The 16,038-nt window shown below is 71.9% G+C and carries 12 protein-coding genes; 9 read left to right on the forward strand and 3 right to left on the reverse strand.

What is annotated here, in order from left to right; all coding sequences use genetic code 11:
- Window positions 1-6 precede the first annotated feature (6 nt).
- The 9 genes from QQS16_RS32890 (at window position 7) to QQS16_RS32930 (ending at window position 10,927) form a co-directional block, all read left to right on the forward strand.
- Window positions 7-1,377, forward strand: coding sequence for a ThuA domain-containing protein (locus tag QQS16_RS32890; RefSeq protein WP_286065697.1), 1,371 nt, complete (start codon window positions 7-9; stop codon window positions 1,375-1,377).
- A gap of 234 nt (window positions 1,378-1,611) precedes the next feature.
- Entirely contained in the window at window positions 1,612-2,769 is a 1,158-nt protein-coding gene (locus QQS16_RS32895) for an inositol-3-phosphate synthase (RefSeq protein WP_286065698.1), read from the forward strand.
- A 542-nt stretch (window positions 2,770-3,311) separates the two neighbouring features.
- On the forward strand, window positions 3,312-4,559 hold the full coding sequence (locus QQS16_RS32900; protein ID WP_502963868.1) for an SCO3242 family prenyltransferase: 1,248 nt from the start codon (window positions 3,312-3,314) through the stop codon (window positions 4,557-4,559).
- Window positions 4,556-5,602 carry a sugar phosphate isomerase/epimerase family protein gene (locus QQS16_RS32905; protein WP_286065699.1) on the forward strand — a complete coding sequence of 349 codons (1,047 nt, stop codon included), beginning with the start codon at window positions 4,556-4,558 and terminating at the stop codon, window positions 5,600-5,602. Before QQS16_RS32900 ends, QQS16_RS32905 begins: the two co-directional genes overlap by 4 nt.
- Complete coding sequence (locus QQS16_RS32910) at window positions 5,599-6,315, forward strand: EboA domain-containing protein (RefSeq protein WP_286065700.1); 717 nt, start codon at window positions 5,599-5,601, stop codon at window positions 6,313-6,315. The genes QQS16_RS32905 and QQS16_RS32910 overlap by 4 nt, the downstream gene beginning before the upstream one ends.
- Complete coding sequence (locus QQS16_RS32915) at window positions 6,315-7,205, forward strand: TatD family hydrolase (RefSeq protein WP_286065701.1); 891 nt, start codon at window positions 6,315-6,317, stop codon at window positions 7,203-7,205. The genes QQS16_RS32910 and QQS16_RS32915 overlap by 1 nt, the downstream gene beginning before the upstream one ends.
- Before the next feature lie 3 nt (window positions 7,206-7,208).
- Window positions 7,209-8,378, forward strand: coding sequence for a metabolite traffic protein EboE (gene eboE, locus QQS16_RS32920; protein WP_286065702.1), 1,170 nt, complete (start codon window positions 7,209-7,211; stop codon window positions 8,376-8,378).
- Entirely contained in the window at window positions 8,375-9,820 is a 1,446-nt protein-coding gene (locus QQS16_RS32925) for an alkaline phosphatase family protein (protein ID WP_286065703.1), read from the forward strand. Before eboE ends, QQS16_RS32925 begins: the two co-directional genes overlap by 4 nt.
- 60 nt (window positions 9,821-9,880) lie before the next feature.
- On the forward strand, window positions 9,881-10,927 hold the full coding sequence (locus QQS16_RS32930) for a sugar phosphate isomerase/epimerase family protein (RefSeq protein WP_286065704.1): 1,047 nt from the start codon (window positions 9,881-9,883) through the stop codon (window positions 10,925-10,927).
- Between the two features lie 203 nt (window positions 10,928-11,130).
- Here QQS16_RS32930 and QQS16_RS32935 read toward each other — a convergent pair whose 3' ends face one another.
- The 3 genes from QQS16_RS32935 to frc form a co-directional block, all read right to left on the reverse strand.
- Window positions 11,131-12,522, reverse strand: coding sequence for an OFA family MFS transporter (locus QQS16_RS32935; RefSeq protein ID WP_286065705.1), 1,392 nt, complete (start codon window positions 12,520-12,522; stop codon window positions 11,131-11,133).
- Window positions 12,523-12,643: 121 nt separating this feature from the next.
- Window positions 12,644-14,788, reverse strand: a complete 2,145-nt coding sequence (locus QQS16_RS32940; protein ID WP_286065706.1) for an acetate--CoA ligase family protein — start codon at window positions 14,786-14,788, stop codon at window positions 12,644-12,646.
- Window positions 14,789-14,792: 4 nt separating this feature from the next.
- A complete protein-coding gene (frc, locus tag QQS16_RS32945; protein ID WP_286065707.1) occupies window positions 14,793-16,034 on the reverse strand; it encodes a formyl-CoA transferase in 1,242 nt (413 codons plus the stop codon).
- Window positions 16,035-16,038: the final 4 nt, after the last annotated feature.

Here is a 16,038-nt window from a genome sequence, read left to right on the forward strand (position 1 = left end):
GCGCGCGTGAACAGAACCACCGCACGACTCGGTACGGCGGCCGTGGGCGCGGCCCTGCTCCTCGGCTGCGTCTCGGGGCCCGCCGCCTCCCGACCGGCGGACGAGACCCGCGTGCTGGTCTTCTCCAAGACGGCCGGCTTCCGCCACGACTCGATCCCCGCCGGCGTGGCGGCGGTCCGCCAGCTCGGCGGGAGCGGCGGCTTCAAGGTCGACGCGACTGAGGACGCGGGCGCGTTCACCGCACGCAACCTGCGGCGGTACGACGCGGTCGTCTTCCTCTCCACCACCGGAGACGTCCTCGACCCCGCCCAGCAGCGGGCCTTCGAGGGCTACATCCAGCGGGGCGGCGGCTATGTCGGCATCCACGCCGCCGCCGACACCGAGTACGACTGGGAGTTCTACGGCGGCCTGGCCGGCGCCTACTTCCAGTCGCACCCGGCGATCCAGCCCGCGACGGTGCACGTCGAGGACCGGGCCCACCCGGCGACCTCGGGTCTGGCCAAGACCTGGGAACGCACCGACGAGTGGTACGACTACCGCTCCAATCCCCGGGAACACGCCCACGTCCTCGCCTCGCTCGACGAGTCCTCGTACACCGGTGGCACGATGAACGGCGACCATCCGATCGCCTGGTGCCAGACCTACCGGGGCGGCCGCGCCTTCTACACGGGCGGCGGACACACCGAGGAGTCCTACGCCGAACCGGCCTTCCGCCGGCACCTGCTGGGCGGGATCCTGTACGCGGCAGGCGAGGCGCAGGCCGACTGCCGGCCGGAGAACGGATACCGTCCGCTCTTCGACGGCGGCTCGGCCTCCCTGTCCGACTGGAAGCAGGCCGGCCCGGGCTCCTTCACCCTGGACCCCGACGGCAGCATCACCTCGTCGGGCGGCATGGGGATGCTCTGGTACGCCGGCCAGAGCTTCGGGGCGTACTCCCTGAAGCTCGACTGGAAGACGGCCGGCGCCTCGGGCGACGACAACTCCGGTGTCTTCGTGGGCTTCCCGCCCTCCGACGACCCGTGGTCGGCCGTGAACCAGGGGTACGAGATCCAGATCGACGCCACCGACGTCCCGGAGAAGACCACCGGGTCCGTCTACGGCTTCCGGTCCGCCGACCTCGGCCGGCGCGACCGCGCGCTGAACCCGCCGGGGGAGTGGAACACGTACGAGATCCGCGTGGAGGGCGAGCGCCTCCGCGTCTATCTCAACGGCGTGAAGATCAACGATTTCACCAGCACCGATCCGGCCCGGAGCCTCGGCGACGGACACATCGGCATCCAGAACCACGGAGCCGACGACCGGGTGTCCTTCCGTGACATCCGGATCAGGGAACTGCCCGCGAAGTCCCCGGCACGCACCGCTTCGCAGGGCGACTGAGCGACGGCGGGCGGGGGACGCCGGACCCCCGCCCGCCGTCTCGACCCGTCCCCAGTTCGTCCGCCACGACGCGTTCGTTGCGTCGCCGGTGGTGCTCCGCGTTCCAGGTCCGGGGCCGTGGGACATGCCCACACGCCCGCGTCCACAAGCCCGCAGGTCCACATGCCCACGTGTCCATATGTCTCGCATCTTCATACGTCTGGCTCGTGCGCCATGTCGAGAAGGAGGCTGCCGATGTCCGCGTCCGTTTCCTCACCCCGTGTCGGTGTCTGGCTGATCGGGGCCCGTGGCTCCGTCGCCACCACCGTCGTGGCGGGCTGCGCCGCCGTGACCGCGGGCCTGCACCCGCCGGCCGGCCTGGTCACCGAGACACCCGCGTTCGCCGCCGGCGCTCTGCCGGCCCTGTCCTCGCTCGTCTTCGGCGGCCACGACACGATCGACTGCCCGCTGCCCAAACGCGCGGAGGAACTCGCGGCGGGCGGTGTCCTGCCGCCCGGCCTGCCGACCGCCGTCGAGGCCGAACTCACCGCCGCCGACCGGGAGATCAGGCCCGGCGGCCCGCTCCCCGGCGACACCCGAAGCGAGGAGGAGCTCATTGCCGCGTTCACCGCGGACCTGCGGGACTTCGTACGACGACACCACCTGGCCCGGGCGGTGGTGCTGAACGTCGCCTCCACCGAACCTCCCGCCACCGGCCCCGCCCTGCCCCCGAGTTCGCTGTACGCGGCGGCCGCCCTGCGCGCGGGCTGCCCCTACGTCAACTTCACCCCGTCGACCGGCCTGCACCACCCGGCGCTGGCCGGCCCGGCGGCGGCGAGCGGGCTGCCGTACGCGGGACGCGACGGAAAGACCGGCCAGACGTTGCTGCGCTCGGTACTGGGACCGATGTTCGCGCAGCGGGCGCTCACCGTCCGGGCCTGGTCCGGCACCAACCTGCTGGGCGGCGGCGACGGCGCCGCCCTCGCCGATCCGGCCGCCGCCGCGGCGAAGAACGCGGGCAAGGAACGGGTTCTCGCCGACACCCTCGGCACCGTCCCCGAGGGCGGGGCCCACATCGACGACGTCCCCGCACTCGGTGACTGGAAGACCGCCTGGGACCACATCGCCTTCGACGGCTTCCTCGGCGCCCGCATGATCCTCCAGACCATCTGGCAGGGCTGCGACTCGGCGCTGGCCGCTCCCCTGGTCCTGGATCTGGCCCGCCTGACCGCCCGCGCCCACGAACGGGGGCTGACCGGCCCGTTGACCGAGCTGGGCTTCTACTTCAAGGACCCGGTGGGAGAGGGGCCCGCAGCGCTGGGGGAGCAGTACACGGCACTGGTCGGATTCGCCGAGCGGCTGCGGGAGGGCCCGGCCCCTGAAGCGGGCCCTCGTTCGGGGGAGGGGCGATGAGCGGTCGAGGGCAGCCTTGGCTCGGGGGCGCGATCGGTGCGCTGGCCAGGGGCTGCGCGGTGGCCCGGGGATTCGCCGTGACCGCTGTGGGTGCTGTGGGTGCTGTGGGTGCTGTGGGTGCTGTGAGTCGAGGGAGAGCTGTCACTCCGGCTGGAGTTGTGGGTGCGGAAAGAGCTGTCACTCCCGCTCCGGCTGGTGTTGTGGGTGCGGCCGGTGTCGCGGCCATGGTGAGCCCCGGGGCTGCGTCCGGCGCTGTGGCTCCGACTGGTGTCGTGGCTTCGGCCGGGGCGGCTGCCGCGGGTCGGTCCGTTGGTATCGCCGGTGGTGTGGGTGCGGCTGGTGACGGAGGCTCATCCGGGGCCGCGGCTCCCGCTGACGATGTGGTTTCCACCGGGGCGGCCGCCGTGACCGGTTCTGTTGGTGCGGCCGGTGGTGTGGGTGCCGCCGGTGACGGCGCTTCGACCGGGGGTGTCGCTCCGGCGAGGGATGTCACCGCGACCGGTGCCGCCACCTCCGAGGGTGCGGTGACACCGGTGAATGCCGTGAGCGCCACCAGGGTCGCCACACGGGCCGGTGCCGTGGGACCGGTCGGCGCCACGGCACCGGGGCGGGCCGAACGCGCCAAGGCCTGGGCCGAACTGCTGCGCCTGCCAGCCCTGTTCACCGTCCCCGGCGACGCCCTCGCCGGTGCGGCCGCGACCGGGGCGCACGCCAACCCCCGTACCCTGCTCGCCATCGGTTCCTCCCTGTGCCTGTACGAGGCCGGCATGGCCCTCAACGACTGGGCCGACCAGGCCGAGGACGCCGCCGAACGCCCGCATCGTCCGCTCCCGTCCGGCCGTATCCACCCCGCCGCGGCGCTCACCGCGGCCTGCGTCCTCACCGGCGCGGGACTGTCCCTGGCCGCCTGCGCCGGCCGCACCGCCCTCGCCGTGGCGGTCCCGCTGGCCGCGACCGTCTGGGCATACGACCTCACCCTGAAGCACACCCCGGCGGGCCCCTTCGCCATGGCGACCGCCCGAGGCCTGGACCTCCTCCTGGGCGCCGCGGCGACGGCTGGGAGGGGCGGGAGAGGAGAGAGAGGCCCAAGAGGTGAACGGGGCGGGAGGAGTTCACGAGGAGCCAACGGATCAGCGGGAGTCGGCGCGACGGGCGTCACGGCGCCGGGCCTCCGCGCGACGGGCGTCACCGAATCGGGCCTCCGCGCGACGGGCGTCACCGAACCGGGCCTCCGCGCGACGGGCTCGGCGTCCGCCACTCCGTCGCGCCCCGCTCACGGCGTCCGCCAAGCACTCCCGTCCGCTGCCCTGCTGAGCGCACACACCCTGGCGGTCACCACCGTCTCGCGCCGGGAAACGCAGGGCGGCTCATCCCTGGCCCCCTTGGCGGCCCTGGCCACCACCGCCGTACTGACCCGACTCCTGACGCACCCGCCCACCGCGCCCAGCACCGTACCCCCGACCGGGCCGCCCACCGCTTCGCCCGGCGGTGAGAGCGGCAACCAGGGCGCCGGCCCCGGCGCCCTCACCTCCGCCCCCGCGCCCGCCACCCGAGTCCTGGCCACCGCTCTCGCCGCCACCTACGCCGCGACGGCAGGCCGCTCCTACTTCCACGCCGCCCTCAACCCCTCACCCCCGCTCACCCAGCGAGCAGTGGTCGGCGGCATCCGCGCCATGATCCCCCTCCAGTCCGCACTCGCCGCTCGCTCCGGCGCGACCGCCACCGCGCTGCTCACCGCCGCCCTGGCCCCGCTCGCGGCGAGGTGCGCGAGGAAGGTGAGCGTCACATGACCTCCGAACGCCACCGCCCAACGACCGGTGAGACCACGGCCCGCCCCACCCGCGGCAACCACCCGCAGAGCCCCGCCCCGGCCGCATCCACCGCGACCACCGGCACTACCGCCGCCACCGCACCCGCTGCGATCACCGCATCCACCACACTCCCCACTCCCGCCGCCGAACCCTCCACAACCACCCCCCTCCTCTTCGGCTACGGCACCAACGGTCTCGCCGACCTCCGCCTCGACGACGCCCTGGTCCTGCTCGCCGACCTCGGCTACGAGGGCGTCGGGCTGACCCTCGACCACATGCACCTCGACCCCCTGGCCCCGGACCTCCCCGCCCGCACCCGGCGCCTCGCGCGCCGGCTGGGCGCGCTCGGGCTGACCGTCACCGTGGAGACGGGCGCCCGCTATGTGCTCGACCCGCGCCGCAAACACGGCCCCTCGCTCATGGACCCCGACCCCGACGACCGTGCCCGGCGCGTCGATCTGCTGCTGCGCGCGGTGCGGGTCGCCGCCGACCTGGGCGCCCACGCCGTCCACTGCTTCAGCGGGATCACCCCGTCGGGCACGGACGAGGACACCGCGTGGAAACGTCTCGCCGAGTCCCTCGCCCCCGTCCTGGACGCGGCCGCCGCGGCCGGTGTCCCCCTGGCCGTCGAACCCGAACCCGGTCACCTCCTCGCCACCCTCGCGGACTTCCACCGACTGCGCCGCGTCCTCGGCGACCCCGGACCTCTCGGCCTGACCCTGGACCTCGGCCACTGCCAGTGCCTGGAACCCCTCTCACCCGCCGACTGCGTCCGTGCCGCCGCACCCTGGCTGCGGCACGTCCAGATCGAGGACATGCGCCGCGGCGTCCATGAACACCTCCCGTTCGGGGACGGGGAGATCGACTTCCCGCCCGTACTCGCCGCCCTCGCCGCCACCGGCTACCAGGGACTGACCGTCGTGGAACTGCCCCGCCACTCCCACGCGGGCCCCCACTTCGCCGCACTCTCCCTCCCGTTCCTGCGACAGGCAGCCGCGCCCTCCCAAGGGAGCACCCCATGACCCACGCGCACGCCCACCCGGCGTCCCCGGCGGCCGGCACCCAGGGCACCCTCCTCGCCCGCACCCCGCCGTCCGACCTGTACCACCACGTCGTCGCCGGACTCGGCGAAGCCGCCCGTGCCTGGCTGGACCGGACGCTCGACGAGGCCGCCGCCCAACCCGGCGCCCACGGGCCCGTCACCGCGTGGGAGCTGCGGCTGGCCGAAGCCGGACGCCGCTGCGGCCCGGAGTACGCCGACGCCGTCCGCGTCCTCATCCTGCACGCGGCCCGCGCCGACCCGGACGCCCTCACCCGCGTCTACCTCCAGGGCACCGCCGCCGAACGCCGCGCCGTCCTGTACGCGCTGTCCCACCTGGTGCCCGGCCCCCAGGCGCTCCCGCTCGTCGAGGACGCCCTGCGCACCAACGACACCCGGCTGCTGGCCGCCGCCGTCGGCCCGTACGCCGCCCGGCACCTCGCCGCCCACGCCTGGCGGCACGCCGTGCTGAAGTGCCTGTTCACCGGTGTGCCCGTGGACGAGGTGGCCGACCTGGACCGGCGGGCCCACGGCGACACCGAACTCGCCCGCATGCTCGGCGACTACGCCGACGAACGCACCGCCGCGGGCCGTCCCGTCCCCACTGACCTGCACCGCGTCCTGACCCTGACCGGCCCCACGCCCACGCCGCCCGCCGCCCCCGGCACCCGCGGCCCCGACGGCAAGGAGTCCTGATGCGCCTCTTCGACCCCCACATCCACATGACGTCCCGCACCACCGACGACTACGAGGCCATGCGTGCCGCCGGCGTCCGCGCCGTCGTCGAGCCGTCCTTCTGGCTCGGCCAGCCCCGTACCTCTCCCGCCTCCTTCCTCGACTACTTCGACTCCCTGCTCGGCTGGGAGCCCTTCCGCGCCGCCCAGTACGGCATCGCCCACCACTGCACCCTCGCCCTCAACCCCAAGGAGGCGAACGACCCGCGCTGCGTCCCGGTCCTCGACGAACTGCCCCGGTATCTCGTCAAGGACCAGGTCGTGGCCGTCGGCGAGATCGGCTACGACTCGATGACCCCGGCCGAGGACACCGCCCTCGCCGCCCAGCTCCAGCTCGCCGCCGACCACGGGCTGCCCGCCCTCGTCCACACCCCGCACCGCGACAAACTCGCCGGCCTGCGCCGCACCCTCGACGTCGTCCGGGAGTCCGCTCTGCCGCCCGAGCGGGTGCTGGTCGACCACCTCAACGAGACCACGGTCAAGGAGGCCAAGGACAGCGGCTGTTGGCTCGGCTTCTCCGTCTATCCGGACACCAAGATGGACGAGGAGCGGATGGTCGCCATCCTGCGCGCCTACGGCCCCGAACAGGTCCTGGTGAACTCCGCCGCCGACTGGGGCCGCAGTGACCCCCTCAAGACCCGCAAGGTCGCCGACCTGATGCTGGCCGAGGGCTTCACCGACGACGACGTCGACCGGGTGCTGTGGCGTAACCCGGTCGCCTTCTACGGACTCAGCGGCCGTCTCGTCCTCGACGTCCAGGGCACACCGGCCACCCATGAGGGCAACTCCGTGCTGCGCGGCGCCCCCGGAGACGAGCCCGAGCCGACCGGCGCCGCGACGCCGGGGGCGTGAGCCATGCGTTTCCGGCACCCCGACGGCTCCACCGTCCACCTCGCCTACTGCACCAACGTCCATCCCGCCGAGACCCTCGACGGGGTCCTGGCGCAACTCCGCGACCACTGCGAACCCGTGCGCCGCCGTCTCGGCCGGGACCGACTCGGCATCGGTCTGTGGCTCGCCAGGGACGCCGCGCACACCCTCGTCACCGACCCGTCCGCCCTGCGCCGACTGCGCACCGAACTCGACCGGCGTGGCCTCGAGGTCGTCACCCTCAACGGCTTCCCCTACCAGGGCTTCGGCGCCGAGGAGGTCAAGTACCGCGTCTACCAGCCGGACTGGGCCGAGCCCGAACGCCTGGAGCACACCACGGCACTGGCCCGTGTCCTGGCCGGACTCCTCCCCGACGACGTCACCGAGGGCAGTGTCTCCACCCTCCCCCTCGCCTGGCGCACCGCGTACGACGACGGACGCGCCGCGAAGGCCCGCGCAGCCCTGCGCACGCTCGCCGAACGCCTCGACGCCCTGGAGGAACTCACCGGCCGCTCCATCCGCCTCGGCCTCGAACCGGAACCCGGCTGTGTCGTCGAGACCACCCGCGACGCCCTCGCCCCGCTGACCGCGATCGGCCACGACCGGATCGGCGTCTGCGTCGACACCTGCCACCTCGCCACCTCCTTCGAAGACCCGCACACCGCCGTCGACGCGCTCGTCGACGCCGGCGTTCCCGTCGTCAAGTCCCAGCTGTCGGCCGCCCTGCACGCCGAGCACCCGCACCTCCCCGAGGTCCGCGCGGCCCTCGCAGCCTTCGACGAACCCCGCTTCCTGCACCAGACCCGCACCGCCACCGCCGCCGGCCTGCGCGGCACCGACGACCTCGGCGAAGCCCTCGCCGGCGACGCCCTTCCCGACGCCTCACCGTGGCGAGCCCACTTCCACGTCCCCCTGCACGCGGCTCCCGCCGCGCCCCTCACCTCCACGCTCCCCGTCCTGAAGGCCGCGCTGACCAGGCTCGTCGGCGGCCCGCACCCCCTCACCCGCCATCTGGAGGTCGAGACCTACACCTGGCAGGCCCTCCCAGTCGAGCTCAGGCCCCGCGGCCGGGCCCAGCTCGCCGACGGCATCACCGCCGAACTGGCCCTGGCCCGTGACCTGTTGACCGACCTCGGCCTGAAGGAGCTCCCATGAGCAGCCCCGCTTCCGCCACCGGCGCTCCCGATGCCCACGCAGCACCGGCTCCCCACGTGGGCGGTCCCCGTCCCGTGCCCCTCCTCGTGCTCGACGTCGTCGGCCTCACCCCCCGTCTCCTCGCTCACATGCCCCACCTCAAGGCGCTCGGCCAGTCGGGTTCGCGCGCCACCCTCGGCACCGTCCTGCCCGCTGTGACCTGCGCCGCCCAGTCGACCTTCCTCACCGGCACCCACCCGTCCGAGCACGGCATCGTCGGCAACGGGTGGTACTTCCGCGAACTCGGCGACGTCCTCCTGTGGCGGCAGCACAACGGCCTGGTCGCCGGGGACAAACTCTGGGACGCCGCCCGCCGCGCCCACCCCGGCTACACCGTCGCCAACATCTGCTGGTGGTACGCCATGGGCGCCGACACCGACATCACCGTCACCCCCCGTCCGATCTACTACGCCGACGGCCGCAAGGAACCCGACTGCTACACCCGGCCCGCCGCCCTGCACGACGAACTCACCGACGAACTCGGCACCTTCCCCCTTTTCCACTTCTGGGGACCCGGCGCGGACCTGGTCTCCAGCCGCTGGATCATCGACGCGACCCGGCACATCCTGCGCACCCGCCACCCCGACCTGACGCTCTGCTACCTCCCCCATCTCGACTACGACCTGCAGCGCTTCGGCCCCGACGACCCGCGCTCCCTGAAGGCGGCCGCGGACCTCGACGCGGCCCTGGCTCCCCTGCTGGACGACGCCCGCGCCGAGGGCCGAACCGTCGTCGCGCTGTCCGAGTACGGCATCACCCGCGCGGACCGCCCCGTCGACATCAACCGCGCCCTGCGCCGCGCCGGCCTGCTGGAGGTGCACACGCAGGACGGCATGGAGTACCTCGACCCGATGGCCTCCCGCGCTTTCGCGGTCGCCGACCACCAGATCGCCCACGTCTACGTCCGCCGGCCGGAGGACCTCGACGCGACCCGGGCCGCGCTCGACGGACTGCCCGGCATCGAGCAACTCCTCGACGACGAGGGCAAGAAGGCTCACCACCTCGACCATCCGCGCTCCGGCGAACTCGTCGCCGTGGCGGAGCCGGACGCCTGGTTCACGTACTACTACTGGCTCGACGACGCCCGCGCGCCCGACTTCGCGCGACTGGTCGAGATCCACCGCAAACCCGGCTACGACCCGGTCGAACTCTTCATGGACCCGCTCGACCCCTATGTGAAGGTCAAGGCGGCCGCGGCGCTGGCCCGCAAGAAACTCGGGCTGCGCTACCGGATGGCGGTCGTGCCGCTGGATCCCTCACCTATTCGCGGCAGCCACGGCCGCCTTCCCGCGAGCGACGACGACGGTCCGCTCCTCATCTGCTCCACCCCCCGCGCTGTCGGTGACCGCGTCGCGGCCACCGATGTGAAAGCACTGCTGCTCCGCCTGTCCGGTCTGTCCTGACTGATCACAAGTGAAGCACTCACCACTGACAACGGCCTCCGACACCGAGGAGTTCCACGCATGAGCCGCACCTCGCAGACCGATCCCGAACTCACCCACCGCCTCACCAGGCGCGGCATGCTCGGCGTCGCCGCGGGCGCCACCGCCGCCGCCCTGCTCGGCGCGGCGGCGTCCCCCGCCGCGGCAGCCCCCGCGGCCGACACCTCCGCCGCCGGCCGCGGCCGGGGCCGTCCCGTCCTGCCGCCCGGCCGGCTCGGCATCCAGCTCTACAGCCTGCGCGACAAGGTCTCCACGCTGGGCTTCGCGCCCGTCTTCGCGGAACTGGCCAAGTACGGCTACGACGAGGTCGAGTTCGCCGGATACACCCAGGGTTCGGCGGGCCCCATCACCCTCGCCCAGCTCAAGCGGCTGGCACGGAACCACGGCCTGAACCCGATCGGCAGCCACGTCGGCTACTACTCCAGCGACCCCAACGCCTACACCTTCGCCCAGAACCTCACCAAGGTCCTCGACGACGCCCAGGCCCTCGGCCTCAAGCACATCGGCACCGCCGCGGGCCCGTTCCGTTACGGCTCCACCGTCGACGCGTGGAAGCGGGCGGCCGAGGACTTCAACACCTACGGCGCGGCGGCGAAGGCACGCGGCATGAAGTTCTACCAGCACAACCACTCGGAGGAGTTCTCCTTCGCCACCGACAACCCCAAGGTCCGCCTCTACGACGTGCTGCTCGCGGAGACCGACCCCGACCTCGTCTACCTGGAGATGGACATCTACTGGGCGTACTCGGGACAGTTCCGCTTCTCCAAGCGGCCCGACGGCACGCCCGCGCCCTTCGAGCCGCTCGACTACGTCCTCAAGCAGCCCCACCGCTACCCGCTCTTCCACGTCAAGGACGGGGTGAGCGACCCGGGGAACCAGTACGGCTACCGCATGACCGATGTCGGCGACGGGGACATCGACTACCAGCGGTTCATCTCCGCCGTGACCCGGCTGCGCGGTGAACGCTTCGCCCACCACTGGCAGGCGGAGCACGACAACCCGACCGAGTCCTTCACCTTCGCACGCCGCTCCAGCGCCCACCTGCACTCGCTGCGGGAGAAGTGCTGACAACCAGCCGGCAGACGGACGAGGAGGCCCTCCCCGCCCCTGGGGAGGGCCTCCTCACGTACGCGCTGATGACGTGAGCCGAGCGTCAGGACGAGGGACGGTCGTTCCCGGCTCCAGGGAAGGGGTCGGTCGCTTCACGGCGGGGACGGTGCGCGGCGTCGGGTCGTACCGGGCCGTGCGCTGCGACCGGACCGGCCGTCATGTCACGCCGTCTCCTCGCCGAGCGGGTGCGGGTTGGGAACGACACGCCGGGCCTTGCCCGGCCTGCCCGGTGCCTTCAGGAAGAGGGCCAGCACCGCGGAGGCCAGTCCCACGCAGCCCGCTATGACGAACGCGCCTTCGTAGTCCCAGGCGCTGACCACGACCGCGCCCATACCGGAACCCACCAGCCCCGAGATCAGCTTCGAGCTGTAGACCATGCCGTAGTTGGAGGCGTTGTTGTTCTCCCCGAAGTAGTCCGCCGTCATGGCCGCGAACAGCGGGAAGATCGCGCCGCCGCCGAAGCCGGAGACCATGGAGCAGAACAGGAAGAACGGCATGCTGCCCATCTGTCCGGAGATCAGCACGCCGAACTGGGCGGTGCCGAGCACCAGGCACACGATGATCAGCGTGTTGCGGCGGCCGAACTTGTCGGAGATCCAGCCGATCACCCCGCGCCCCGTGCCGTTGACGATCGCCTTCAGGGACATCGCCGTGGCCACGATCCCGCCGGCGAAGCCCATGTCCTTGCCGAAGGGCACCTGGAAGGCGATGCCGAAGATGTTGATGCCGGCCGTGCACAGCAGACAGAACCACATCATCCACAGGACGGGTGTGCGGGCGGCCTCCCTCGGGGTGTACTGCTTGACCGCCGGCGGGTTCTTCTCCAGCGCCCGCCGGATCTTCGGGTCGTCGGTGAGTCGGAGCGGGTCGACGTGCGGCGGCCACCAGTTCTTCGGCGGGTCCTTGAAGAACCACCCCGCGAACGCCACGACGGCGCAGCAGATCAGGCCCACCATCACGAGGACGACCTTGTAGTTGCCCAGATCCATGTACGAGGTGAACAGGAACACGAAGGGCACCGAGCCGTAGGCGAAACCGCCGTTGACCATGCCGGTCTTGCCGCCCTTGCGCTCCGGATACCACTTGCCGACCATGTTCACGCAGGTCGCGTAGACCAGACCGGCGCCGATGCCGCTGAACATGCCGAAACCGATGTAGGCGACGATCACGTGCGGCGCGAACGCCAGCGAGAGGTAACCGCAGACGGTGCCCACCGCGCCGAGCATCATCGCGTACCGCGCGGGAAGCCTGCCGCTCTCCCGCAGTTGCCCGGCGGGGAAGGCGACGGCGGCCTGGAAGAACACCCAGACGCCCATCAGCCAGAAGATGTGCCCGCTGTCCCACAGGTGGGCCTCGTGCAGGGTGTCCTCGGCGGAGGTGAACGCGTACTCCGAGGAGCTGATGCCCATCATGCCGATCCACGGGAAGAGCACCATGGTCCACCGTGGCCGGCCCATGATGTCCCGGTCGGTCTCGCCTATCCGGAACACCCGGCCGTGGTTGTTCGTCACCTCCCTGTAGGGAACGGACGTCGAGAAGTCGGTGGTTGTCATGTGTGTCGCACCCCTTGCGTCGAAAGCTCTGGCCAGCGCCCCCTGTCCAATGCCTTTCGTGTGCGCACGGGTCCCGGGGCCGGCCGACGCGCACCGTCGGCCGCCCCCGTGTCCGCTCACCTCATGAGCCGCCCCCCAACAGGCCCGCCGCCCGCGCCCAGCGGTACTTCGCGCCGAGCACGGCCACCGGCGTCTCCGTCGTGTACGGGTACGCCACGACTCCGCGCTCGTAGAGGTACTGGCAGGCCTCCTCGACCTCGACGTCCCCCGCGAGCGACGCCACCACGGGCTTCTCGATGCCCCGCTCCCGGAACTCGGCCACCACGCGCGCGGTGAGCTCCGCGAAGACCATCGGGGGAGTGACGATGGTGTGCCAGTAGCCGAGGACGAGCGCGTGGACGCGCGGATCCTCCAGGCCCAGCCGGATCGTCGCCTCGTACGTCGACGGCGGCTCACCCCCGGTGATGTCCACCGGATTGCCCGCGGCCCCGAACGGCGGGATGAACCTGCGGAACGCCTCGTCCAGGTCCGGCGGGATCTCCATCAGGGTGAGCCCGTTGTCCGTGACCGCGTCCGACAACAGGACGCCACTGCCGCCGGCGCCCGTGATGATCACGATGTTGTCGCCCTGGGGGGCGGGGAGCACCGGCAACCCGCGCGCGTACTCCAGCATGTCGTTCAGACCGGGCGCCCGGATGACACCGGCCTGCTTCAGGATGTCGTCGTACACGGCGTCGTCCCCGGCCAGGGCCCCGGTGTGCGACCCGGCGGCCCGCGCGCCCGCCGCCGTACGTCCCGCCTTCAGGACGACGACCGGCTTCCTGGGCACGGTCGCCCGCGCGGCCTCGACGAAGGCGCGCCCGTCCTTGAGGTCCTCCAGGTGCATCGCCACGCACTCGGTGTGCGGGTCCTCGGCGAACCAGGTCAGCAGGTCGTCCTCGTCCAGGTCCGACTTGTTGCCGAGTCCGACGATCGCCGACACGCCCGTCTTCGTGGTCCGGGCGAAGCCCAGGACGGCCATCCCGATGCCACCGGACTGCGAGGTCAGCGCCACCCCGCCCTTGACGTCGTACGGCGTGCAGAACGTGGCGCACAGGTCGTGCCAGGTCGAGTAGTAGCCGTAGATGTTCGGCCCGAGCAGCCGGACACCGTGCCGTTCGGCGATCGCCACGATCTCCGCCTGGAGGGCGTGCTCACCGGTCTCCGCGAAGCCCGAGGGGATCAGCACGGCGTTCGGGATCCCCTTGCGTCCCACCTCCTCCAGGGCCGAGGCCACGAACGGGGCGGGGATCGCGAAGACCGCCACATCCACCTCACCGGGAACGTCGGTGACACTCTTGTACGCCTTGCGGCCGAGAATGTCATCGGCCTTGGGGTTCACCGGGTGGATCTCCCCGGCGAAGCCGCCGTCGACGAGGTTGCGCATCACCGAGTTGCCGATCTTGCCCTGCTCGTTGGAGGCACCGATCACCGCGACCGCGCCCGGCTGCATCAGCCGGCGCATGGAGGTGAGGATCTCCGTACGCGAGTACCGCCGCCGGGGCGCGGGCTGCGACTCGGCGAGGATGACCCGGATGTCGGCGGCGACGGCGGCCTCCGGTGTCGCGATCACCGGGTTGAGGTCCACTTCCGAGATCTCCGGGAAGTCCGTGACGAGCTGGGACACGCGTCGGATCTGCTCGGCGACCGCCCACCGGTCCACGGCCGGCCCGCCCCGCACCCCACGCAGGACCTGAGCCGACCGGATCGAGTCCAGCATGGACAGCGCCTCGTCGGCGTCCACGGGCGCGAGCCGGAACGTGACGTCCTTGAAGACCTCGACCAGCACCCCGCCCAGCCCGAACGCCACCACCTTCCCGAACGTCGGATCCGTCACCGCGCCGACGATGACCTCCTGCCCCTTGGGCAGCAGCTCCTGCACCTGGACGCCCTCGATACGGGCGTCCGCGTCGTACGCGCGCGCGTTGTCGACGATCCGGTGGAAGGCGGCCCGTACGTCCGCCGCGCCCTCGACACCGACGATCACGCCGCCCGCGTCGGTCTTGTGCAGGATGTCCGGAGAGACGATCTTCATCACGACCGGTCCGCCGAAGCGTGCCGCGTACGCCACCGCCTCGTCGACGTCTGCGGCCACCTCCTCACCGGGTACGGCGATCCCGTACGCGTCGGCGATCACCTTGCCCTCGGGCGCGGTCAGCACCGTGCGTCCCTCGGCCCGCACGGAGTCGAGCAGCGTGCGCACCCGCAGAGCGCGGTCTTCGGACATCACGTCAGATCACTCCGTTCGACTTGAGCAGGCGCAGCTCCTCGTCGCCGAGACCGAGCTCGCCGACGTAGACCTCTTCGTTGTGCTCGCCCAGCAGGGGGGAACTGGTCACGTCCACGGGGGAGTCGGAGAGCTTGAGGGGGCTGCCCACGGTCACGAAGTCACCGCGCTCGGGGTGCGGCACGGTGACGACCATCTCGTTGGCGACCAGCGACCGGTCCTCGATGATCTCCCTGGTGGACAGGATCGGTCCGCACGGGATGTTGTGCGCGTTGAGCTTCTCCAGCACCTCCCACTTGGGAAGCGTCGAGGACCACTCCTCGATCAGCTGGAACATCTTGTTCAGCTTGGGCAGGCGGGCCTCGGGCGTCGCCCACTCCGGGTCGGCGGACAGCTCCGGCCGGCCGATCAGCTCGCTGAGCGGCTGCCAGCCCACCGGCTGCACGATGACGTACACGTAGTCGTTCGGGCCGCCCGGCGCGCACCTGACCGCCCAGCCCGGTTGGCCGCCGCCGGAGGCGTTCCCGGACCGGGGAACCTCGTCGCCGAAGTCGTCGTTGGGATATTCAGCGAGCGGGCCGTGTGCCAGGCGCTGCTGGTCGCGCAGCTTCACCCGGCAGAGGTTGAGCACAGCGTGCTGCATGGCCACATTCACCCGCTGACCGCGCCCGGTGTTCTCCCGCTGGTACAGCGCCGCGAGAATCCCCGCCACGGCGTGGACGCCCGTGCCCGAGTCCCCGATCTGGGCTCCCGTCGCCAGCGGCGGCCCGTCCTCGAAACCGGTGGTCGTCATCGACCCGCCCATGGCCTGCGCGACGACCTCGTACGCCTTGAAGTTGGTGTACGGGCCGTCCCCGAACCCCTTGATGGAGGCATAGACGATCCGCGGATTGATTTCCTGGACGCGGTCCCAGGTGAAGCCCATGCGGTCGACCGCGCCCGGTCCGAAGTTCTCGACCATGACGTCGGAGCGCCGGATCAGTTCGGTGAGGATCTCCTTGCCGCGCTCGGTCTTGGTGTTGAGGGTGATGCTCCGCTTGTTGCAGTTGAGCATCGTGAAGTAGAGGGAGTCGACGTCCGGGAGGTCGCGCAGCTGCTTGCGCGTGATGTCACCGGAGGGCGCCTCCAGTTTCACCACGTCCGCGCCGAGCCACGCGAGGAGCTGGGTCGCGGAGGGCCCGGACTGGACGTGCGTCATGTCCAGGACGCGGACGCCTTCGAGTGCCTTGGTGGGTGTGGCGGTCATCGGG

Origin of the sequence: Streptomyces sp. ALI-76-A, assembly GCF_030287445.1 — a bacterium.
GTDB lineage: Bacteria > Actinomycetota > Actinomycetes > Streptomycetales > Streptomycetaceae > Streptomyces.